The organism is Psychrobacillus sp. OK032 (assembly GCF_900111345.1).
Taxonomy (GTDB): domain Bacteria; phylum Bacillota; class Bacilli; order Bacillales_A; family Planococcaceae; genus Psychrobacillus.
In genome coordinates this window covers 548199-571145 of the sequence record NZ_FOGY01000002.1, presented here as the reverse complement: position 1 = coordinate 571145, position 22947 = coordinate 548199, and the positions used below count along the sequence as shown (strand labels likewise).

22 protein-coding genes are annotated in these 22947 nt (G+C 36.7%); 18 read left to right on the top strand and 4 right to left on the bottom strand.

The window, feature by feature from the left end:
- The first annotated feature begins 254 nt into the window (after window positions 1-254).
- The 5 genes from rarD to BMZ04_RS06465 all read left to right on the top strand — a co-directional run bounded on the left by rarD (window position 255) and on the right by BMZ04_RS06465 (window position 4481).
- Window positions 255-1157, top strand: coding sequence for an EamA family transporter RarD (gene rarD / locus BMZ04_RS06485; RefSeq protein WP_093266905.1), 903 nt, complete (start codon window positions 255-257; stop codon window positions 1155-1157).
- Between the two features lie 110 nt (window positions 1158-1267).
- On the top strand, window positions 1268-2281 hold the full coding sequence (gene sppA, locus BMZ04_RS06480; RefSeq protein WP_093266904.1) for a signal peptide peptidase SppA: 1014 nt from the start codon (window positions 1268-1270) through the stop codon (window positions 2279-2281).
- Window positions 2282-2293: 12 nt separating this feature from the next.
- Window positions 2294-2875 carry an RDD family protein gene (locus BMZ04_RS06475; protein WP_093266903.1) on the top strand — a complete coding sequence of 194 codons (582 nt, stop codon included), beginning with the start codon at window positions 2294-2296 and terminating at the stop codon, window positions 2873-2875.
- Between the two features lie 36 nt (window positions 2876-2911).
- The gene (gene tpx, locus BMZ04_RS06470) at window positions 2912-3418 is read left to right on the top strand and encodes a thiol peroxidase (RefSeq protein WP_093266902.1); all 507 of its coding nucleotides are present in this window, start codon (window positions 2912-2914) and stop codon (window positions 3416-3418) included.
- A 133-nt stretch (window positions 3419-3551) separates the two neighbouring features.
- Window positions 3552-4481 (top strand): class I SAM-dependent methyltransferase, encoded by a 930-nt coding sequence (locus tag BMZ04_RS06465; RefSeq protein ID WP_093266901.1) that lies wholly within the window; start codon window positions 3552-3554, stop codon window positions 4479-4481.
- 68 nt (window positions 4482-4549) lie between these two features.
- Here the strand turns inward: BMZ04_RS06465 and BMZ04_RS06460 are convergent, their stop codons facing one another.
- Window positions 4550-5002: a universal stress protein gene (locus BMZ04_RS06460; RefSeq protein WP_093266900.1), complete on the bottom strand. Its 453-nt coding sequence runs from the start codon at window positions 5000-5002 to the stop codon at window positions 4550-4552.
- A gap of 492 nt (window positions 5003-5494) precedes the next feature.
- Here BMZ04_RS06460 and ald point away from each other — a divergent pair, with 492 nt between their 5' ends.
- The 3 genes from ald (at window position 5495) to crcB (BMZ04_RS06445) (ending at window position 7396) form a co-directional block, all read left to right on the top strand.
- Window positions 5495-6610 carry an alanine dehydrogenase gene (gene ald / locus BMZ04_RS06455; RefSeq protein WP_093266899.1) on the top strand — a complete coding sequence of 372 codons (1116 nt, stop codon included), beginning with the start codon at window positions 5495-5497 and terminating at the stop codon, window positions 6608-6610.
- A 79-nt stretch (window positions 6611-6689) separates the two neighbouring features.
- Entirely contained in the window at window positions 6690-7046 is a 357-nt protein-coding gene (gene crcB / locus BMZ04_RS06450) for a fluoride efflux transporter CrcB (RefSeq protein ID WP_177184347.1), read from the top strand.
- On the top strand, window positions 7043-7396 hold the full coding sequence (gene crcB, locus BMZ04_RS06445) for a fluoride efflux transporter CrcB (protein ID WP_093266897.1): 354 nt from the start codon (window positions 7043-7045) through the stop codon (window positions 7394-7396). The genes crcB (BMZ04_RS06450) and crcB (BMZ04_RS06445) overlap by 4 nt, the downstream gene beginning before the upstream one ends.
- Before the next feature lie 31 nt (window positions 7397-7427).
- Here the strand turns inward: crcB (BMZ04_RS06445) and BMZ04_RS06440 are convergent, their stop codons facing one another.
- Window positions 7428-8519 (bottom strand): M24 family metallopeptidase, encoded by a 1092-nt coding sequence (locus BMZ04_RS06440; protein ID WP_093266896.1) that lies wholly within the window; start codon window positions 8517-8519, stop codon window positions 7428-7430.
- 369 nt (window positions 8520-8888) lie between these two features.
- On the opposite strand from BMZ04_RS06440, the gene BMZ04_RS06435 reads away from it, so the two are divergent.
- Together BMZ04_RS06435 and BMZ04_RS06430 are read left to right on the top strand one after the other, a co-directional pair.
- Complete coding sequence (locus BMZ04_RS06435; protein WP_093266895.1) at window positions 8889-9578, top strand: metal-dependent hydrolase; 690 nt, start codon at window positions 8889-8891, stop codon at window positions 9576-9578.
- Window positions 9579-9633: 55 nt separating this feature from the next.
- A complete protein-coding gene (locus BMZ04_RS06430) occupies window positions 9634-10941 on the top strand; it encodes a DRTGG domain-containing protein (RefSeq protein WP_093266894.1) in 1308 nt (435 codons plus the stop codon).
- 38 nt (window positions 10942-10979) lie between these two features.
- Here BMZ04_RS06430 and BMZ04_RS06425 read toward each other — a convergent pair whose 3' ends face one another.
- Window positions 10980-11288 carry a YtpI family protein gene (locus BMZ04_RS06425; protein WP_093266893.1) on the bottom strand — a complete coding sequence of 103 codons (309 nt, stop codon included), beginning with the start codon at window positions 11286-11288 and terminating at the stop codon, window positions 10980-10982.
- Between the two features lie 105 nt (window positions 11289-11393).
- On the opposite strand from BMZ04_RS06425, the gene BMZ04_RS06420 reads away from it, so the two are divergent.
- The 8 genes from BMZ04_RS06420 to BMZ04_RS06380 all read left to right on the top strand — a co-directional run bounded on the left by BMZ04_RS06420 (window position 11394) and on the right by BMZ04_RS06380 (window position 21940).
- Window positions 11394-12323, top strand: a complete 930-nt coding sequence (locus BMZ04_RS06420; protein ID WP_093266892.1) for a DHH family phosphoesterase — start codon at window positions 11394-11396, stop codon at window positions 12321-12323.
- Between the two features lie 15 nt (window positions 12324-12338).
- Complete coding sequence (dnaE, locus tag BMZ04_RS06415; protein ID WP_093266891.1) at window positions 12339-15395, top strand: DNA polymerase III subunit alpha; 3057 nt, start codon at window positions 12339-12341, stop codon at window positions 15393-15395.
- A 136-nt stretch (window positions 15396-15531) separates the two neighbouring features.
- Window positions 15532-16146, top strand: a complete 615-nt coding sequence (locus BMZ04_RS06410; protein ID WP_255367819.1) for a FadR/GntR family transcriptional regulator — start codon at window positions 15532-15534, stop codon at window positions 16144-16146.
- Window positions 16147-17016 (top strand): acetyl-CoA carboxylase, carboxyltransferase subunit beta, encoded by an 870-nt coding sequence (gene accD, locus BMZ04_RS06405; RefSeq protein ID WP_093266889.1) that lies wholly within the window; start codon window positions 16147-16149, stop codon window positions 17014-17016.
- A complete protein-coding gene (accA, locus tag BMZ04_RS06400; protein ID WP_093266888.1) occupies window positions 17010-17963 on the top strand; it encodes an acetyl-CoA carboxylase carboxyl transferase subunit alpha in 954 nt (317 codons plus the stop codon). Before accD ends, accA begins: the two co-directional genes overlap by 7 nt.
- 523 nt (window positions 17964-18486) lie before the next feature.
- Window positions 18487-19446, top strand: a complete 960-nt coding sequence (gene pfkA, locus BMZ04_RS06395) for a 6-phosphofructokinase (protein WP_093266887.1) — start codon at window positions 18487-18489, stop codon at window positions 19444-19446.
- Window positions 19447-19490: 44 nt separating this feature from the next.
- On the top strand, window positions 19491-21251 hold the full coding sequence (gene pyk / locus BMZ04_RS06390; RefSeq protein WP_093266886.1) for a pyruvate kinase: 1761 nt from the start codon (window positions 19491-19493) through the stop codon (window positions 21249-21251).
- Window positions 21252-21547: 296 nt separating this feature from the next.
- Window positions 21548-21940, top strand: a complete 393-nt coding sequence (locus BMZ04_RS06380; protein ID WP_093266884.1) for an FxsA family protein — start codon at window positions 21548-21550, stop codon at window positions 21938-21940.
- On the opposite strand, the gene BMZ04_RS06375 is transcribed toward BMZ04_RS06380, so the two are convergent.
- The gene (locus tag BMZ04_RS06375) at window positions 21918-22892 is read right to left on the bottom strand and encodes an AI-2E family transporter (protein WP_093266883.1); all 975 of its coding nucleotides are present in this window, start codon (window positions 22890-22892) and stop codon (window positions 21918-21920) included. The genes BMZ04_RS06380 and BMZ04_RS06375 overlap by 23 nt on opposite strands.
- Window positions 22893-22947: the final 55 nt, after the last annotated feature.

The following is a 22947-nucleotide window of genomic DNA, read 5'->3' as shown; positions in this document are numbered from 1 at the left end:
AGGACGAATGTTCTTCGTGTTTTTCCACGTCTAGACTTCAGTGCCTTGCTCCTGCGCACAGCTCGTCGCAAAAAAGATTTGCTCCTGCGCACAGCTCGTCGCAGAAAAGATTTGCGCTAGAAGCACCAGGGCGTAGTATTTAGACTGTTTTCATTTGGCAAAAGGCACCTACGCTTTTGTTGTTTACTTTAACTGGTTAAAGCAATATAATGAATCTATTGTTTTTTGTGTGGAAAAAATAAGGAGATGGGGAAGTGCAAAAAGAAGAAAAACAAGGAATCATAATAGTCGCAACCGCTTATATATTATGGGGATTCATGCCGATTTTTTGGAAAATGCTTGACCATGTGTCTAGTGATGAAATTTTAGCAGGTCGAGTTATTTGGTCATTCGTATTCACTTTGTTACTTGTAGTCATTGGTCGCAATTATAAGCAGCTTGTGATCGATATACAAGTATTATGGAAGGACAGGAAAGCTTTCTGGAGCCTAGTGCTGGCTTCTTATTTAGTTACTGGAAATTGGTTTATATTCATCTATGCAGTGAATGCAGGATACATAGTTCAAACTAGCTTAGGCTATTATATAAATCCTTTACTTTCTGTTGTGCTTGGAATTGTCTTTTTAAAAGAAAAGTTATCAAGAGCACAAGTATTAGCGGTAGTAATTGCAGCAATTGGTGTACTAATTTTATCTATTTCCTATGGACAAGTACCATGGATTGCTTTTTCATTGGCGATAACATTTGCTTTTTATGGTTTGATTAAGAAGACGTTAAAAGTGGATGCTCTTAGAGGATTGACGATTGAAACTTTCTTTGTCCTACCTGTAGCACTTATCTATTTTGCTTACTTAGTTGCGACTGAGAAGGCTGTCTTTTTTTCGACTGATTTCATGACAGTAATTTTGCTTATATTAACAGGTGTTGCAACTGCTGTTCCACTCGTTTTATTTGCAAAAGGAACAAAGAGTATCCCTTTATATTTGTCTGGTTTTATACAGTATATTGCACCAACGCTTATGCTTTTAGTAGGTGTCTTCATTTATAAAGAGCAGTTTAGTAAAATTGAGTTTCTATCCTTTTCGTTTATTTGGTGTGCACTTATATTGTTTACGGTATCGAAAATTATGGAAGTACGAAAAAATAGATTGCAATGAAAGAAGATAAAAGCATTTTTCTATAGTGTAATAATTAATTTCACGTTTTATGAAACATTTAGACGTTTTTTACGTAAGTAAAGAGGATAACTAAAGGAGGAAAATATAATATGAATATGAAACGCTGGCTTGCTATTTTAGGAGCATTCTTATTGTTAGCCATATCTATAGGGGTCAACACACTCTCTAGTGCTTTTTCAAAGGACTGGACTGCCATGTTAGATGAATTTGCGGCTGTTTCGAGTTCCCAGTTTTTTGAGACAGTATTAGAAGATGGTAGTACGAATGAACGTATCGCATTATTAACAGTAGATGGAATAATTCAAGATACAGGGAGCGCGACTTCTCTATTTGCAGCAGAAGGATATAACCATTCTGTCTTTTTACAGCAATTAGAACAAGTAAAGACGGACGACTCGGTAAAAGCAATTGTGCTCGAAGTAAATTCTCCAGGTGGAGGAGTTGTAGAATCGGCGCAAATCTATAAAGAAATTAGAGAAATACAAGAAGAAACGGAAAAACCAATTTATGTATCGATGGGTAGTATGGCAGCATCGGGTGGTTATTATATTTCAGCATCAGCTGACAAGATTTTTGTGAACAAAGAAACAATGACAGGTTCTATTGGTGTTATTATGCAAAGTATCAATTACGGAAAATTAGCGGAAGAATACGGTGTTGAGTTTGTTACGATCAAGTCAGGACCTTATAAAGACATTATGAGTCCAACGAGAGAAATGACAGAAGTAGAAAGAAATATGCTACAAGAAATGCTGAATGATTCATATGAAGACTTTGTGGATATTATTGAACAAGGTCGAAATATGACAGAAGCAGAAGTGAAAAAAGTAGCGGATGGTCGAATTGTAAATGGTCGTCAAGCAATTGAAGCTGGCCTTGCAGACGATTTTGGATTTTTAGAAGACGTTGTTGCGGCTATTAAAACAGATCACAACTTAGAAAATGCGGAAGTATTTAAGTATGGATACTCACAGAGCTTCGGTTCCTTATTTGCTATGAAAGCACAATCGTTATTAGGGGTCGATATCGAAACGAAACTGATTGGAAAGTTAATCGCTGATAATAGTGCACCTAAAATGATGTATTTATACGGAAATAATTAAGGAGGGGTCTAGATGAGTGAGATTGTACAGCCAGATGAACAAAATGCGCAAGAAAAAGCACCGGTTACTGAGCAAGTAGTCGTTCATCGAACAGCGCAATACGAACAGAAAGCTGCCGGTTTTTGGATTCGATTTTGGGCTTATACGGCGGATATCCTTATATTATCTTCTATCGGTATGTTGATTATCAAACCTGTGTTCCGACTCTTTTCATTAGAACTAAATGATCCGGTTTGGTATGCGCCATTTACTCTTATTACAGCGTTTATTTTCTATGCGTATTTTGTTCTAATGACTAAATTTTGTAGCCAAACAGTAGGGAAAATAATATTTGGTATTCGAGTTGTTTCAAAAAATGGTGCTAAATTAACTTGGGGGACGGTTATATTTAGAGAATGGATCGGAAGACTTATTTCTATCATTCCATTAAATATTCCGTATCTAGTAATAGCTTTTACACCGAAAAAACAAGCTATTCATGATTTCATCGCAGACACGTTAGTTGTGCATGAAGCAGTTTATGATAAAAAAGATAAACAGGAATATGAACATCATATCGTTGCAAAAGAGTTGCAAGAACAGAACGTATTCTAGTAAGATGAAGTTAATGAAAAAGGAGGCTACATAATTATGGCTCAAGTAACATTTATAAACAATCCAGTAACTTTAGTTGGTCAAGAAGTAGTAGTTGGAGAAAAAGCACCAAACTTTACGGTGTTAGCAAATGATTTATCACCAGTAACGCTACAAGATTCTGCAGGTAAAGTACGTTTAATCAGTGTAGTTCCATCTCTAGATACAGGTGTTTGTTCCACACAAACAAACAAATTCAATCAAGCTGCTGCTAGTTTAGGTGATGACGTAGTCATTTTAACAATCTCTGCTGACTTACCGTTTGCTCAAAAACGTTGGTGTGGAGCAAATGCAGCGGATGCTATTCAAACACTTTCTGACCATCGTGATTTTTCATTCGCAGAAGCGTTCGGAGTTGGTATGAAGGAATTACGTTTACTAGCACGTTCTGTATTCGTAGTGGACAAAAATGATGTTGTTACTTATGCAGAATATGTAAGCGAAGGAACAAATCATCCAGACTATGACAAAGCATTAGAAGCAGTAAAAGAAGCAACAAAATAATAAATAAAACACAAACCCACTTATTCAATTTTGTCTTGGCGTGATTATGGACATCCGCCTGAGGCTTAAATTAGCAGGGAGCTCAAGCTCCCTGCTAATTCTAGTTTAGTGGGTTTTCACATGAGGGATGTATATGCACACAAATATGGAACAAATTTTTACGTTTATTGATCAGGAAAGCATGTTTATAGAAGAACAGCAATCAGCTACCTATTTAGAGGGAGTAGTATATGCACTAGAATTATGGTTGGAAGAGAAAAAAGTACCTGCAGTGACAAACCCGACGAAGGAACAAATTCGAAAAGCAATTCAACTGGCAATTTTAAAAGGTATGAAAACAACCGCTCAAGTGAATCACCAAATGACCCCGGATGCTATTGGACTCCTAGTAAGCTATTTTGTAAAAGTAATCGCAAAAGACAAAAAAGAATTGTCTATTTTGGATCCCGCTTTTGGAACTGGAAATTTGCTATATACAGTAATGAATGCATTACCTTACGAAAATCATGCTTATGGTGTTGAAATCGATGAATTATTAATCCAACTAGCAGCTCAAACTGGAGAATTACTTACACATGATATTCAACTATTCCGACAAGATGCATTAAAACCTTTATTAATTGATCCTGTAGATATAGTAGTAAGTGATTTACCTGTTGGGTATTATCCGGATGATGAAACAGCACAGGACTATTTTTTGCATAGTAAAGAGGAAATGTCTTATGCACATCATTTATTTATCGAACAATCGATGAAGCATGTAAAACCTGGTGGATATTTATACTTTTTAGTGCCGAACACTATTTTTGAATCTAAGCAAGCTCCACAGCTTCATAAGTTTATTAAACAAAACGGATGGATTCAAGCGGTGATTCAATTACCAGCTTCGATTTTTAAAACAAAAGGACAAGAGAAAAGCTTGTTGATTTTGCAAAAGAAAAGCGAAGAATTGAAAGCCCCACGTGAAGTGTTGCTTGCAAAAGTTCCGAATATGACGAACAAAGAAGCAATGGAATTATTTTTCCAAAAAGTAGACATATGGCAAGAAGAAAACAAAAAATAAGAGAGTAGCCCTACATTAGGGCTACTCTCTCCTTATTATTAGTAATTAAATTGTTTGTTGTACTTCTCTTAATCTGGGATCTCCTCTGTGCGAACAACAAGGACGTCACAAGTTGCAGAACGTACGATATATTCAGAAACACTTCCGATTAAAAATCTTTCCATAGCATTAAGACCAGTAGCACCACAAATGATTAAATCTGCTACCACTTTTTTAGCAAGGTCTTTAGAAATCATCGTTTTAGGCGAACCATAATCGACGATGACATTTACATTTTGAACTCCGCCCGCTTGTGCCTCTGTTTTATAACCTTCTAGCAATTCTTCCGCAAATGATTGAGCACGCTCAGCTATAGATCTGTCATATGCTTCAATAGCAGCAAATGATCTTGTATCAATGATATTAACGAGATTTAATGTCGCACTATTTCTTGCTGCAATAGAAACTGACTTTTTAAATGCGTATTCCGCTTCTTTTGATCCATCTACGGCAACTAGAATTTGTTTATATTTTAATGACATAATAAAAACCTCCTTATTCTTTATATATATATATTTCGCGATATATTGACATATTCCTGCTTATTTGCATTATTTATTTTTAATCAAGTGTTGATTAATCTAAAGTACCGTAAATTTCTTAATTATATTGTAGTATCACACAAAACACTTTACTTTAAACTAAAAAGAGTTCTACACCAGGATTGAGGTTTTTCCTAAATCGTATCGTGGATGTTCGTCCATCACTCCTTTTAATCCTTCGGTACTAATGTGTAGTGGATATTTCGACAAAGCGCAACGAAAACCAATTACAAAATGAACTACTAGAACACTTATTATGAAATTATATAGTGGTAAAATTTCATAATAATAATCCGTGATTTGTATTATTTAAATTATTAAAGCATTATGAATATAGAAGTGATAAAATGGAGTTGTTCGAAAGTTAAAGTGATTTATTTGCTAAACGCGTCATTCATCCAAAAATATCGTATTACATAGGGGGATATAGAAATGCGTATTGGAATTCCGAAAGAAACGAAAAACAATGAAAATCGTGTCGCAATGACGCCGGCAGGGGTAGTAAGTTTAAAGCATTATAATCATGAGGTATATATTGAAACAGGTGCAGGCTTAGGTTCAAGCTTTTCAGACCAAGATTATGTGGATGCTGGGGCAATCATTGTTCAAACTGCCCAAGAAGCATGGGATCAAGAGATGGTGATGAAAGTAAAAGAGCCTACACATGCGGAATTTGGTCTTATACGGGAAGAATCTATTCTTTTCACGTATTTACATTTAGCGCCGGAAGATGATTTAACAAGAGTACTTTTGGAAAAGAAAGTAACTGCTATAGCGTATGAAACAGTTCAGCTTCCTAATAATACACTTCCATTACTATCACCAATGAGTGAAGTAGCGGGACGTATGGCAACTCAAATTGGTGCCCAATATTTAGAACAAATTAACGGTGGTAAAGGGATATTGCTTGGTGGAGTACCGGGGGTTCCGCGAGCGAAGGTAGCTATCGTGGGTGGTGGTATTGCAGGTACGAACGCGGCTAGAGTGGCGTTAGGTATGGGCGCACAAGTGACGATTATTGACTTAAATCCAGATCGTCTACGTCAGCTAGAAGAGTTATTTGGTAGTAGTGTACAAACCTTAATCTCTAATCCATATAATATTGGAGAAGCAGTGAGAGAGGCAGATTTAGTTGTTGGAGCTGTTCTAATACCGGGGGCAAAAGCGCCAAAACTTGTGTCAGAAGAAATGATTAAATCTATGTCTCCTGGTTCTGTTGTCATTGATATTGCAATTGACCAAGGTGGAATTTTCGAAACGTCTGACCGTATTACAACGCATGATAATCCAACATATGAAAAGCATGGCGTAGTTCATTACGCTGTTGCGAATATGCCAGGAGCAGTTCCTAGAACCTCTACAATGGCTTTGATTAATGCTACAGTACCTTATGCTCTTCAAATTGCAAATAAAGGTTATAAACAAGCTTGTTTGGATAATTTAGCATTACAAAAAGGTATTAATACATTAGCAGGTCATGTAACATTCAAAGCAGTTGCTGAAGCTCAAGGATTACCTTATGTAGATGTGACAACTCTTTTAAATTAACAGTAGGACAAACTATCACCCAACTCTGTTTATAGATTTGGGTGATTTCTAATTTTGTAACATAATGGAGTGGGTGCAATTGATTTATTTATATATTGGTTTAGCTGGAGCTTTAGGTGCCATTTCACGTTATTTAGTAGGGATTTTCTTTTTTTCAAATTCTCCTTTTCCATTTGCAACATTACTCATTAATTTAGTTGGTTGTTATGCTTTGGCCTATTTAACTTCTAGATTTTTTTGTTTGTCTAGTCAGTTAAAGACTGTGGTGGGTACAGGATTTTTAGGTTCCTTTACGACTTTTTCCGCTTTGAGTGTGGAAACCGTCGAATTGTTTGAACAAGGAAAAGTATTCTTAGCTTTCTTGTATATAGTTGTAAGTATTGTTGGTGGTATTTTTCTGAGTAATTTAGGATGGAAAAAAGAGGTGACCGAATGAATCTCTATTATATGCTAGTTGTAGGAGCTGGAGGATTTTTAGGTGCGATAGCGAGATATTATATTTCTCTAAAGTTGAACCAAAATACAGAAAATCGTTTGCCTCTTGGAACGCTTGCAGTAAATCTGCTCGGTTCTTTTCTTCTTGGATTCATATTAAGCATTGATTTTGAGGAAGTATTTACTTTGCTCATTGGCACAGGTTTTATTGGTGCTTTTACGACTTTTTCTACTCTTCATAAGGAATTAGTTACTCTTCAAAAATATCCCCGAAAGTGGGTATTATACTTTGTGATTACGTACGCAGGAGGACTAGTATTTGCCTTTCTTGGCTACTTTTTAGGCAGATAAAAAGCACCCTTAGAAGAGTGCTTTTTATGTATTAAAGTATTTGTAATTCTTTCGGAAACTTTGTTAATACTTCCACGCCGTCCGCTGTTACTACAACATCATCTTCAATGCGAACGCCTGTTATTTCTGGGTGATAAATACCAGGTTCAATAGTGAAAACCATGCCAGTTTCTAATTTCATCTCATTTACACCTGTAATAGATGGGAACTCATGTACAGAAATTCCAAGACCATGACCTAAACGATGGGTAAAATATTCTCCGTAACCTGCATCCGTAATGACATCACGAGCAATTTTGTCTAATTCCATCGCAGTAATCCCAGGTTTTACAGCTTGGACAGCAGCTTCTTCTGCTCGTAGAACTGTTTCATAAATTTTTCGTTTATCAGCTGAAGGTTCGCCAAAAGAAACTGTACGAGTGATATCAGAACAATAGCCATTATATACTACTCCAAGATCGAATAGGATAAAATCACCTTTTTGAATTTTACGCTCTCCAGGTGTTCCATGTGGGGAAGCTGTTTTTGGTCCACTTAATACCATTGTATCAAAAGACATTTGAGTAGCGCCTTTTTCTTTTACAGCTAGTTCTATTGCGTTTAATATTTCTAACTCCGTTTTTCCTTCTGCAATTTCTTTACATCCGACTTCAATTGCATAATCTGCAAGTTCAGCAGCTTTGCGCATATTTGCTAATTCATCTTCGGATTTAATAACACGAAGATCGTTTATTTTTTCATCAATTCTAGAAACATGTAAGTTCGGAATTCTTTCCATTACGGCTTCTAATCTTTCTACAGTTAAATGTGCTTTTTCAACTGCGAGCGACGTAATATCTCCCACTTTTTCTTTCATTGTTTGTACGACTATATCCCATGCATTTTCCGTATCTTGATGACCAACAATTTGACCTTCCCAACCGGTAGCTTTAGCATCTGGAATTTCCATTTGCGGACAAATAATAAAAGGTTCCGCTTCTTTAAAAATAACGACACCAAGTAAGCGTTCATGCGGATTGCTTCGGAAACCAGTGAAGTAAAACACATTATCTGGAGTGGTGATGAAAGTTGCATCTATATTGTTCGTTTGTAAAAAGTTTTGAATTTTCTCTACTTGATTCATACTTACACCTCTTTAAATTTATTAATTGGCTATGTTAAATTTTATTGTTGATTTTACTCATCTGATTGATTGTAGTATACGGCGGCGACTCCAGCGGAGGCCAACAGGATGTTGGTCACGAAGGCGTTGCCACAAGATGTGGCGCTCCTGGCTTTCGTTCCTCTGTTGAGACAGATGAGACATCTCAGGCGGACGCGTAAGCTACGGTGATGGCTCATCGCTCACTCCGCGGAAAGCGTCCGCCTAAAACGGAAATCAACAGTATAACTGTGCCTATAAATTAAGGATAGCAGAATAAAGGAAATATCGCATCTACGTAGAATCAATACATAAGAAGTATAATAATTTTTAAGGAGAGATGACGACAATATGAATATTAGTTATCACGGACACTCAGTAGTAAAAATTCAAACAAATACACATACGATATTAATTGACCCTTTTATTAATGGAAATGGTCAAACAGACTTAGACGCTTCGGATGTAACGGCTGATGTCATCTTATTGACACATGGACATAATGATCATGTAGGTGATACTGTTGAAATTGCTAAAAGAAGTGATGCATTAGTAATTGCACCATTTGAACTTGCAGAATTAATGGAATCACATGGTGTGAAAGTTCATGCGATGGGGATAGGTGGTGCATTTGACTTCGATTTCGGAAAAGTGAAATTTACACAAGCATTCCATAGTTCATCATATACGATAGAAGAGGGTCAATCGATTTATACAGGGATGCCTGCTGGAGTGCTAGTTACAGCAGAAGGTAAAACTATTTACCATGCTGGCGATACTGCATTGTTCGGAGATATGAAACTTATAGGCGATAGAAATAATATCGACGTTGCTTTTTTACCTATTGGAGATAACTTCACAATGGGTCCAGAGGATGCTGCTTATGCTGTAGAGTTATTAAAACCAGAAATAGTGGTACCAATTCACTACAACACCTTCCCACCAATTAAACAAGATCCAAACAAATTCAAGGAACTAGTAAAAGCAGCCGAAGTTCAAGTTTTAGATGCAGGAGACAGCGTGCAGTTGTCACGTGACTAGAAATAGCGAAAATTGTGGTACAATGAACGTATAACAAGCGTTTGGATGTGACTACATGACAACAAAACACGAACAAATTTTAGCTTATATAGAAAAACTACCAGTTGGAGATAAAATATCCGTTAGGCAAATTGCAAAAGACTTAACGGTAAGCGAAGGAACTGCTTATCGTGCCATAAAAGAAGCGGAAACTAGAAGGCTAGTTAGTACGATTGAACGAGTAGGAACTATACGAATAGAATTGAAGAAAAAAGAGCATTTTGAACGGCTAACATTCGCAGAAGTGGTAAATATTGTAGATGGGCAAGTATTAGGTGGTAAAACGGGCCTTTATAAAACGTTGAATAAATTTGTTATAGGTGCCATGCAATTAGAAGATATGATGCGGTACGTAGAGCCAGGTAATTTACTGATCGTTGGAAACCGCTTAAAAGTTCATGAGACCGCACTACAAGCAGGAGCGGCAATACTTGTAACAGGGGGCTTTGATGTTCCGGAACCTACAAAAAAACTAGCTGATGAACTGGAATTGCCTGTTATATCAACAAGTTATGACTCATTTACTGTTGCAACGATGATTAACCGTGCAATTGATGACCAATTGATCAAAAAAGATGTACTTCTTATTGAGGATATTTATATTCCATTAGAAAAAACATCGTTTCTTCGTACTACCGATCATGTGAAGCAATACCGTGAATTAAATGATGTAACAACACATGGTGGATTTCCAGTGGTGGATAAATCCAATAAATTAGTTGGAATTGTTACAGCTAGAGATGTTATCGGGAAAGAAAATCATGAACTTATTGAAAAAGTTATGACGAAAACACCTATATCTATTACGATGAAAACGAGTGTAGCTTCGGCAAGTCACCGGATGATTTGGGAAGGAATCGATTTGTTGCCAGTTGTAGGTGATAATAATAATCTAGAAGGGGTTATTAGCAGACAAGACGTTTTAAAAGCTTTGCAAGCAGCGTCTAGGCAACCTCAAAATGGAGAAACTATTGATGATATTGTGAAACAACAAATAAAAGCAATATCTTCAGAGGAATTTATCTTTGAATTTGAAGTAACCCCTCAAATGACCGATCATTTTGGCGCTATGTCCTACGGTGCATTTACAATACTAGTAACCGAGACAGGATCTCAAACGTTGAAGATTCGAAAACGCGGAGAAAGTGTTGTCGAGAATATGACCATTTATTATACGAAACCCATTCAGTTGGAAAGTATTCTTCGAGTACATGCTCGCGTTTTAGAAATGAGTAGAAAAGTGGCGAAAATGGACATAGAAGTATTCAATGAAAAACAATTAGTAGGAAAAGCTATGGTTACGTATCAATTGTTGGAGAGATAAAAAATGATGCAGCTGCTTAAGCTGCATCATTCTAATACTTATTGATTTAAAGTTAGTTCCTCTTGAACAAACTGTCCGTAATGCTTGCTTGCTCTATAATTATGATACATAAAATAACCACCAAGTAAAACAAACAATCCAGTAACAGCATACGTAACAGAGGATTGGTAAACTACTAAAAAGTTAATACCAAAGAAAAACATAAATGCACCAAGGCATACAGATGCCCTTGCGGCAAACCATTTTTTTCGAATCGGTAAATTTGTCCGTAACTGTTTTGTTTTAAAATAGAAATACCAAACAAATGAGACAACTATTGCACATATCAATATTCCATTAAGAATCATTATGAACCTCCATTAAAGTGAAACTTCCATCATATCCTTCTATTATTGTAATAGTAAAATTCAAAAAATGCGAATGGTAAACTTGACTAACTGAGGAGAAATGAAATGAAAAGACAAATCATCGACACAATCGAACGCTATGACAAAATAATAATTCACAGACATGTGAGACCAGATCCAGATGCTTACGGATCTCAAATTGGATTGAAAGAGCTAATATCCTTAAACTATCCGAACAAAAAAGTACTAGCAACTGGACAACATGAAAATACGTTAGATTTTCTTGCTTGTCCGGACTCTGTAACGAATGATGATTTTAATGATGCATTAATTATCGTTACGGATACAGCGAATACAGAAAGAATTGATGACGAACGTTATAAACTAGGAAATTATCTTATAAAAATCGATCATCATCCAAATGATGATGCATATGGCGATTTACTTTGGGTCGATACAAATGCAAGCTCTGTAAGTGAATTGATCTGTGAGCTATTTGTAGAAGCGAAAGATTATAAAAACTGGAAGATGAATGCGGCAGTTGCAAGACTTCTTTATGCCGGTATTGTAGGTGATACTGGTCGATTTATGTTCCAAAGTACTACAGAGCAAACGATGAAATTTGCAGGTCAATTAATTTCTTACGGGTTTGATCGTACAGAATTATTTAATGGGATGTATGAAGTAGAAAGCAACCTACTACAGTTAAAAGGATATATTTACGCAAACTTTGAAATGGATGACAACGGTGTTGGTCATATGAAACTAACGCGTAAATTATTAAAGGAATACAATGTTTCCGATTCAGAGGCCTCCTTATTGGTAAGTGTGTTAGCAGATGTAAAAGGAATGAAATGCTGGGTATTTTTCATAGAAGATGCTGATACTATTCGAGTTCGCTTGCGATCTAAAGGTCCCGTTATTAATACAGTTGCGAAGAAATACGGTGGTGGAGGTCATCCACTTGCTTCAGGTGCTTCCGTACAAACTTGGGAAGAAGCAGACCTGGTAATTGAAGATCTAAAAAAGCTGTAAATTGAGGTGTGTTATATGAAAACAGTATATCCACAAATTGTAACATCAGCGGATATGCTGAAAAGTACAATTCAATTGGAGCCACTTATAGAAAAGTTGAAAAGCAATCATGCAAAGGCAGTAGCCATTACAAATAGTACTTTGTATGGCATAATGCCTTTTTGGCATGAAATGAAAAATCATCAAATACATGCGGTTATCGGACTATCGACCAATGTCCAATTAGACGAAAAATGTGTTCCACTCGTTCTATATGCGGAAAATAATAGAGGTTATGAAAATCTATTGAAAATTTCAAGCAGCTTAGAAACGAGAGAATTAACGGAACTTCCTAAGAAATGGCTTGCCGCATACAAAGATGGCATCATTGCAGTTTATAAAGGAGATAAGCAGTTTTCTCAAGAGGCATTAAGCGAGTTAAAGGACCTATTTAGAGAAGATGATTTGTATGTTGGAATAGAGCGAACAAATGGAATAAAGCAAGATATCGAAGAAGAAATAATTGAATCAGCTAAGCAATCCTCTATTAAAATTACTGTTTTTCACAAGAGTCGTTATGTACAAAAAGAAGATGCATTTGCATTTGAAGTATTGAACGCAATGGACCAATCATTAAAAATGACCGATCGTAATCGCTTAAAACCTACAGAAGATTCCTATCATGTGTTGACAGAAAAAGAGTGGATGGAATGGTTTTCAGACGTTCCAGAATGGTTTGAAAATACAAAGACATTGCTCGAAAGATGCCATGTCCAACTCGATAAAAAAGCACATATTATGCCTAAGTTCCCTTTGCCTTCGCAGGAAAATGCGAAAGATTATTTGCGAGCACTTTGTGAAGAAGGTTTAAACATTCGTTTAGGCGAAGTGACGCAAAAATATAAAGAGCGGCTTCATTATGAACTTCAAATTATTAATGAAATGAATTACGAAGACTATTTTCTAATCGTGCAAGATTTTATGAAATATGCTGAGCGTGCTGGTATTTTGACAGGTCCAGGTCGGGGTTCATCCGCAAGTTCACTTGTCGCCTATTCTCTATTTATTACCGATGTCGATCCCCTCCAATACGGTCTTTTATTTGAACGTTTTTTAAATCCAGAACGTATCACCATGCCGGATATTGATATTGATTTTGCAGACTCAAGAAGAATGGAAGTTATTCAATATGTTGCTGAAAAATACGGGAAAAACTATGTTTCCCAAATTATTACGTTTGGTACATTATCCGCTAAGGCAGTAGCGAGGGAAGTTGCAAGGATTTTTGGTTTTGAATCTTCTACATTAGAAGCTATTTCTTCGTTTATCCCAAACCAAAACGGCATTACACTGAAAGAAGCATATGCACAATCCCAAAAACTTCGCGAGTTTATCCAAACAGAAGAAATAAGAAAAAAATGGTTTCAAGTTGCGCTTGCGTTGGAAGGGTTGCCTAGAAACGCATCTACCCATGCTGCAGGAGTAGTATTATCACCGATTCCATTAGTAGATATAGTCCCAATCCAAATAGGGCATGACGATCTATTCTTAACGCAATGGCCGATGAAAGAAGTAGAGCAGGTCGGCTTGTTAAAGATGGATTTTCTTGGATTAAGAAATTTAACAATTATTGAACGAATTTTAAAGATTATTAATAGAAATCGTACCCAAACACTTTCGCTTTCTTCCATTCCTTTAAATGATGATCATACTTTTCGGTTATTACAAAAAGGTGATACTACAGGTGTTTTCCAATTAGAATCGGCGGGAATGCGACATGCACTCCAACAAATTCAACCGACAAAGTTTGAAGATATCGTGGCAGTAAATGCCCTTTATAGACCTGGTCCAATGGAGAGTATTCCACTCTATGCAAAACGAAAATTAGGACAACTACCAGTGACATTCGAACATCCTGTTTTACAGCCTATTTTAGAAGAAACGTACGGTATAATCGTCTATCAAGAACAAATCATGCAAATCGCATCACAAATGGCGGGCTTTACTTTTGGAGAAGCGGATTTACTTCGGAGAGCAGTAAGTAAGAAAAACAGAGATATATTGCAAAAAGAAAGAACGCATTTTGTACAAAAAGCTGTACAACTCGGTCATTCCGAACTGGCAGCTTCATCTGTTTATGATTTGATCGTTCGATTTGCAGACTATGGTTTTCCAAAAAGCCATGCGGTAGCATACAGTGTCATTTCCTATCAAATGGCTTTTCTAAAGGCACATTTTCCAGAAGCGTTTTACTGTGCGTTACTTAGCACTGCAACTGGCAATCAAGAAAAGATTAATCAACTAGTAATGGAAATGAAACAAAAAGGAATTTCAATACTACCTCCTTCTATTTTAAACAGCCAACCTTTTTTCACAGTGGAAGATGACGGAGTGAGATTTGGTTTGCAAGCTATTAAAGGCGTTTCGCACGCATTTATTCAAAAATTATTGCAACAAAGAAGAAATGGAAGTAAGTGGGGGGATCTTTTTGACCTTGCTGCTGATTTATCAGCGATCCATTTTACTAGAAAAAATATAGAACCGCTCATCAAAGCAGGAGCGCTCGATTATTTCCAGGAAGAGCGAGCTACTTTACTTGCAACGCTTGACGCAGCAGTGAAATATGCGGAACTAGTTAGTCCGACAGAAGACACGGACTTATTTGAAGGAAATGCCACTCATTTTGGAAAGTCAAAATATATTCGTACGGACGAATTGCCACTTATGGTAAAGCTTCAATTTGAAAAAGAAGTGTTAGGTCAATATTTTTCAGAGCATCCTACGGTTTCAAAGAAAAAGAATATGCCACAGCAAGTAGCGAATATTTGGGATGTCGTACAATCATCGAAAGATTGGAAAGTCACCGTAGTCGGATTAATACAGGACATAAAAAAAATTCGAACGAAAAAAGGGGAATCCATGGCATTTGTCACGGTACAAGATGAAACGGGAAGTATTTCTATCACACTATTCCCAGAGGACTATGCAAAGTACAATTCCTTGTTAGAAGATCTAGCAATTATTATAGTCGAGGGTAAATCAGAGCGTCGAAATGGTCGAACTCAAATAATTGGAAAAATAGTTTCAATATAAACTGTACATCCCAAGTGCAGTTTTTTCTTTACGAGTCCCTTATTTTTTTGTATGCTATTAACTATGAGTGGTCTGACCACTTTGTAATTAATGGAAGAGTGAGGATGGAATGATCCCAAATAATAACTCCAGGAAAATGTTTTTAGAAATAGTTAAGCAACTAAGACAACTCATTCAAGATGAAAATATTGCAGTTGGTGGAAAACTACCTTCCGAAAGAGAACTTGCAGAGCGTCTTCAAGTTGGGCGTTCAACTGTAAGGGAAGCGCTTAGAAGTTTAGAATTGCTTGGAATAATAGAAACAAGACGAGGAGAAGGAACTTTTCTTTCTGATTTTCGCAAACATCAGTTAGTGGAATTATTATCTACTTTTATATTACAGGATGCTAAATCTAAAAAAGATGTTCATACTACGATGCAAGCGTTAGAACAAGATGCAATTCGTACGATATGTATGACTCAACTACTTCATAAACAATCGATTTGGGATGCTTTCATAGATAAATTGCAAGAGGAAGTACTTCAAGAAGACATTATTCGAGAAATTATTATTATATCTAATAATCGACTAGCCTTGAAAATATGGTTTTTATTGAAACAGTTTGCTGGTGAACCTTATCGCGGTATTATGAATGTAGAAGAAAAGAAAGCCTGGAAGCTACTTTTGAACAATTTAAAAGTTGGGAATGAGCCACAAGCAATATCCTATTACAATGAATGGAAATTGTTAATGAATAGGGGAGAAAATTAAATGATTCGAGATATATTTAGAAAAAATCAAAAAAAGAAATATGCGACAATACCAACTGAAAAAGCGAAAAATGATGTGCCAGAAGGAATTATGATGAAATGTCCAGAATGTAGGAAAAACGTCTTCACTAAGGACTTAATGAAAAATTTAAAAGTCTGCCCTACTTGTGATCATCATATGAAAATGACAGCACATGAACGAGTAGAAATCTTTTTGGACGAAAACACATTTGAATCGATGGATGACCATTTAGAAACAGTGAATCCTTTAAATTTTCCTAGCTATACAGAAAAAATTAAATCAGATGCAAAGAAAACTGGTTTAAATGAAGCAGTGCTAACTGGTACGGGTCAATTAGAAAGACAAAGAGTAGTTGTGGCAATTATGGATTCTCATTTTAGAATGGGTTCTATGGGCTCTGTTGTAGGGGAGAAAATTACGAGAGCTATTGAAAAGGCAACGGAGCTTCAAGTTCCATTTATTATTTTCACTGCGAGTGGTGGGGCTAGAATGCAAGAAGGTGTATTGTCGTTAATGCAAATGGCCAAAACTTCCGTAGCTTTAAGACGACATAGTGATCACGGACTTTTATATATTTCCATTTTAACGCATCCGACAACAGGAGGCGTTTCAGCAAGTTTTGCTTCAGTAGGTGATATTAATATTGCTGAACCAAAAGCCTTGATTGGATTTGCTGGTCGACGGGTAATTGAACAAACGGTTCGCGAAAAACTTCCAGAAGATTTTCAAACCGCAGAGTTTTTAATGGATCATGGTCAATTAGATGCAGTAATTCATCGAAAAGATATGCGTGAAAAAGTGGCAACACTAGTTCAAATGCATATGAGTAAGGAGGTTTCTACATGGTAAAAACATTGCCGTTTGAAGAACCAGTTGTTCAGTTAAAAGCTAAAATTGAAGAGTTAAAAGAGTATACCGTAAATGCAGAAGTGGATATGACTGCAGAAATAAAAAATCTAGAAAAAAGATTGCATAGATTAGAACAAGAAATTTATGAAAATATGGAACCTTGGGATCGTGTACAAGTTGCCCGTCATCCAGGTCGTCCTACAACAAGAGATTATATTCAATTATTATTTACAGATTTCATTGAGCTACATGGAGATCGTCTTTACGGGGATGATGCAGCAATCATAGGTGGAATTGCATTGTTCGAGGGAAAACCAATTACGATTATTGGTCATCAACGAGGGATTGACACGAAAGAAAATATTAAACGGAATTTCGGAATGCCACATCCGGAAGGTTATCGAAAAGCATTACGTTTAATGAAGCAAGCGGAAAAATTTAATCGTCCAGTTATTTGCTTTATCGATACAAAAGGGGCTTATCCAGGTAAAGCAGCGGAAGAACGTGGACAAAGTGAAGCGATTGCTAGAAATTTAGTAGAAATGGCTGGTTTAAAAGTACCAGTTATTAGCGTTGTCATTGGAGAAGGTGGAAGTGGCGGTGCACTTGCGCTTGGAGTTGCCAATCATATTCATATGCTGGAGAATTCTACTTATTCGGTTATTTCACCAGAAGGAGCAGCATCAATTTTATGGAAAGATGCATCACTCGCTAAACAAGCGGCGGAAGCGATGAAAATTACTGCACCTGATTTAAAAAAGATGAATATCATTGATGGAGTAATTCGCGAGGTATATGGCGGTGCTCATAGAGATTCAGAAGCACAAGCAACGTATATGAAGGATGTTCTTATTAACTCACTACGTGAGCTCTCCAAGCTTTCGGCAGAAGAGTTAATAAATGATCGTTACAATAAGTTTAAAAATATTGGAGAATTCACAGAGTAAAAAAATGCGTCTATAGTGGCGCATTTTTTTTTAGTCCATTCATGATAAGATGAACTTATTAAATATCACGTCTGTAGATTATCCATCTTATTCTATTGAGTAACAAGATTATGACTTACAGTTTTATGTTGTTGTTAGGTATGTAGGTATATGTATTAAGAGTTGGTTGCTTTCACCAACAATTAGGTTGTTCTCGTGTGCTTTCAATGAGTGGACACACACATTGAAAAACTGAATAATAGTTAGTTTTAGCGAATCATTACTGATTAGTAAGCAATTTTTCGTGGATTGTAGCGGAAGGGCGGCGACTCCGGCGGTGAAGGCTCATCGCTCACCCCGCGGAAAGCGTCCGCCCTGCAGCGGAAATCCTAGCAGAAGCTAAGTAGCGCTCACTATCTTAAAGTAAGGCGGAAAACTATAATAGGAAAACGGCTAATCGCACTTTAATCGAAATGTAATTATGAGTTGGGAAATTTATGATAATCAACAACGTGACTAAAAATAAAAGTTTGGAGGAACCATTGTGAAGCGTATAGGTGTATTAACGAGTGGTGGAGACGCACCTGGGATGAATGCTGCAATACGTGCTGTAGTAAGAAAAGCAATTTATGAGGGACTCGAAGTAGTGGGGATTTTTCACGGGTATCAAGGCTTAATCGATGGGAAAATGGAAGTATTAAATTTAGGTTCCGTTGGAGATATTATTCAAAGAGGTGGAACGAAGCTTTTTTCTGCAAGATGTCCTGAGTTTCGCACAGAAGAAGGCCAACAAAAAGCGATTGAACAATTAAAAGCAAACGGTATCGAGGGTCTTGTTATTATCGGAGGAGATGGGTCTTATCGTGGATCGATGACTTTAACGAAAAATGGTTTTCCTTGTGTAGGAATACCTGGAACAATCGATAATGATATACCTGGAACAGATTACACGCTTGGTTTCGATACAGCACTCAATACGGTAATCGACTGTATTGACAAAATTAGAGATACCGCGACTTCTCATGACCGAACATTTATTGTAGAAGTAATGGGCAGAGATGCAGGGGATTTAGCTTTGTGGGCTGGTTTAGCAGGTGGAGCAGAGACGATTATTATTCCGGAAGTAACTATGAATATGGAAGAAGTTGTGGAACGTTTGAAAAGTGGAACTTCCCGAGGAAAAAAACATAGTATTATTATCGTTGCTGAAGGAGTTATGAGTGGATCAGATTTTGCTGCTAAACTAATGGAGCATGCAAATATTGAAACCCGTGTTTCTGTTCTAGGGCATATTCAACGTGGAGGGTCTCCGACTGGTCGGGACCGGGTGTTGGCAAGTATGTTTGGGGCAAGAGCTGTTGAAGTTTTAATGGCCGGTAATGGGGGGCGTGCTGTTGGCATACAGAACCATGAAGTGGTAGACTATGATATGAATGAAGCATTTGAGAAAAGCGAAGTATTTGATAAGAATATGTATCAATTATCGAAAGAATTATCTATTTAACTACGACGAAATACTAATTCTTTTACATAGAAAGGACTTGGACGATGAGAAAAACTAAAATAGTTTGTACTATTGGACCAGCAAGTGAATCAGAAGAGATGTTAGAAAAATTAATCGAGGCAGGGATGAACGTAGCCAGATTAAACTTTTCACACGGGAGCCATGAAGAACATGCTGCAAGGATTAAAACAATAAGAGCAGTGTCCAAAAAAGTAGGGAAAATTGTAGGTATTTTATTAGATACGAAAGGTCCTGAAATCCGTACTCATAAAATGGAAAATGACGCAATCGAATTGGAGTCTGGTCAAACTATTGATATTTCCATGACGGAAGTTCTAGGAAATACAGAACGTTTTTCTATTTCATATGAAAAACTAATTGAAGATGTACAAAAAGGTTCAATTATATTACTAGATGATGGTTTAATCGAGTTAATCGTCACAGATATTAATACGACTGATGGCATTATTTCCACGTTTGTTCAAAATGCTGGGACGCTAAAAAATAATAAAGGCGTAAATGTACCAGGAGTTTCTGTACAGTTGCCAGGAATTACAGAGAAAGATGCAAAAGATATTCTATTTGGTATTGAGCAAGATGTAGATTTCATCGCGGCTTCTTTCGTTCGCCGATCAAAAGATGTACTAGAAATTAGAGAGTTACTCGAAAACAATAAAGGTTCTCATATTCAAATCATCCCGAAAATTGAAAACCAAGAAGGCGTAGATAATATTGATGAAATCATTCAAGTTTCGGACGGGTTAATGGTTGCAAGAGGAGATCTTGGTGTAGAAATTCCAGCAGAAGAAGTTCCTTTAGTACAAAAAAGCCTTATTAAAAAATGTAATGAAGCTGGCAAACCAGTTATTACTGCAACCCAAATGCTAGATTCCATGCAACGTAACCCAAGACCAACTCGTGCGGAAGCTAGTGATGTTGCTAATGCCATACTAGACGGAACAGATGCTATTATGTTATCGGGAGAAACTGCGGCTGGTACCTATCCGCTAGAAGCTGTTCAAACAATGGATAAAATCGCTAAAAGAACAGAAAACGCAATCGATTATCGTGCACATGTATCCAAGTTAAGTAAGGCTCGTGAAGTAAACTTAACAGATGCAATTGGACAGGCTGTTGCACATACTGCGATTAACTTAAAAGTTAAAGCTGTTATTGCCCCTACAGAGAGCGGTCATACTGCTAAAATGATTGCTAAATTTAGACCAGGAGTTCCTATTATAGCAGTAACTTCTTCTAATTTACCTTCTAGAAAGCTGACACTTGTCTGGGGTGTGTACCCAATCGTTGGAAAAAAAGCTTTTTCAACAGATGAAGTGCTAGAAACAGCAATTGAGGAGAGTATTGTTCACGAGTATGTAACGCATGGCGATTTAGTTGTGATTACTGCAGGAGTTCCAGTGGGGGAAGCTGGAACAACTAACTTAATGAAAGTACATGTGATCGGAGATAAGGTCGCTAAAGGGCAAGGAATTGGAAGAACTTCCGCTTTTGGAAAAGCAATTGTAGTTAATAATGCTAGAGAGTTGGCTGGTAAAGATACAACTAATAGTATCATTGTTACAATTGGTTCTGATCGAGATATGGTTCCAAGTATTGAAAAATGCAAAGGTCTTATTACCGAAGAAGGCGGATTAACTAGCCATGCAGCAGTGGTAGGACTAAGTTTAGGAATTCCGGTCATTGTTGGTGTAGAAAATGCAACAAAATTAATTAAAGATGGTCAAGAATTAACGATAGATGCAAATAGTGGCGCTATTTATCACGGTCACGCAAGCATTATATAAAAAATTGCCTCACCAATTAAGGTGGGGCAATTATTCTAGGGGATCCAGCTCCAGCGCAAAGCTCGTCGCAGAAGAACGTTGCTCCTCGGGGTCAAATGTGAAAAAGCTGCTCCAGCGCAAAGCTCGTCGCAAACAAAATCGCTTGTGGTGGCTGGGGAGCTGCCTCCTGGGCCCGCACGATGCGGGTCATGTCTTGCTTTGCCACAGGATGTGGCGCACTTTGCAGACCTACCCTATCACCATTTGCCTGTCGGGGCAGAAATAGGCGCTTGCGCTTTTCTAAGGAAGGTGAATCTATGAAATGGATAATAGGTCTTATCATTTTAATTCCAGCAATAGAATTATATATCCTGCTCTTATCTGGTAAAACAATCGGAGCTGGATATACAATTCTCTTAATTTTAGCTAGTGGAATTATCGGTGCTTATTTTGCAAAAAGACAAGGAATAAGAGCTTTCCGGGAAGTTTCAGATAATATCAAAAACGCTCAAGCACCTGGGGAAGCTGCGATTAATGGAATCTTCGTCTTTATCGGTTCCATATTAGTCATATTACCGGGTTTTATTTCAGATTTACTCGGCTTTATGCTTTTATTCGCCCCTACACGAAACCTATTTAAACCGCTACTCTATCGCTGGATTCGTAAAAAGATGAAAAATGGTCAAGTTATCGTGATGAAGTCTTCGTAAGGTTTTCCCACTTATTTGCGATTAAATAAATAAACGGGCTAAATAATATTCCTATAAATCCAAAGATTAAAATGGCTGCCGCGCTCAGAAAGAATACGTGGACAGCCTTTATTTGCATTGAGGAGGACCAAAGTACGTTTTCTACGATATGCCTCGTCAACTGGACAAATAGATAAAGAAGTAGAACGATTATCCCGGCCATACGTTGATCCATGAGGAAAAAGTAAATACTAAGTGGTATTAATAGAATGCCTGTTCCTAAAAAAGGGATACTATCTACTAAAGATACTAGAAAAGCATATTTTACAGGATTATGTAAACCTAGTAATTGGAACCCTATCGATAAAAGTACAAAAGTTAATAAAAATAGTTTTAACTCTACGGATATAAATTTATTAATGACGCCAGATGATTTTTTAAGCGCTCTTTGAGAAAAATTTCGGGCTTTTTTAGGAAAATAAACGAGAAACCAATGGCGATCTTTCGTTGTTTCGTATAAAGAAAAGAATAGACCAATACTAAATAAAAAAACTTCAAAAAAATAAGAAGGTAAATTAGTCAGATTTAATAATAAATCATTCAGTAGTTTGTTTAATAAATTTTGAAACTTACCTTCAAAAAATAAGAAAATGGGATGTTGCTTCAATTCAACAAACGGTAATAACATTATATGTTCATGTATTAGCGGAAGAATATCTAAGAGAGCTTGTACTATTACAAATAAAAATAATATAAAACTAGATAATATAAGTGCTTCTGTTAAAAGCACGCTTACAGCAACAGGAAGTTTAACGTTTTTATAAAAGAAATTGGTAATGGGATATAAAAAATATCCACATATAATTGCTAAAGATAAAGGAAAAGCAACGAGCGCAATTAGTATAATAATTCCAAATGGTATCCAGAGAGATACAATTTCTTTCTTATTTATTTGTAGAGTAATCATTTTCATCCATTCTTTTCAAAAATTTAGGATATTAAAACATTATTTTTTAATAATTTTAAGC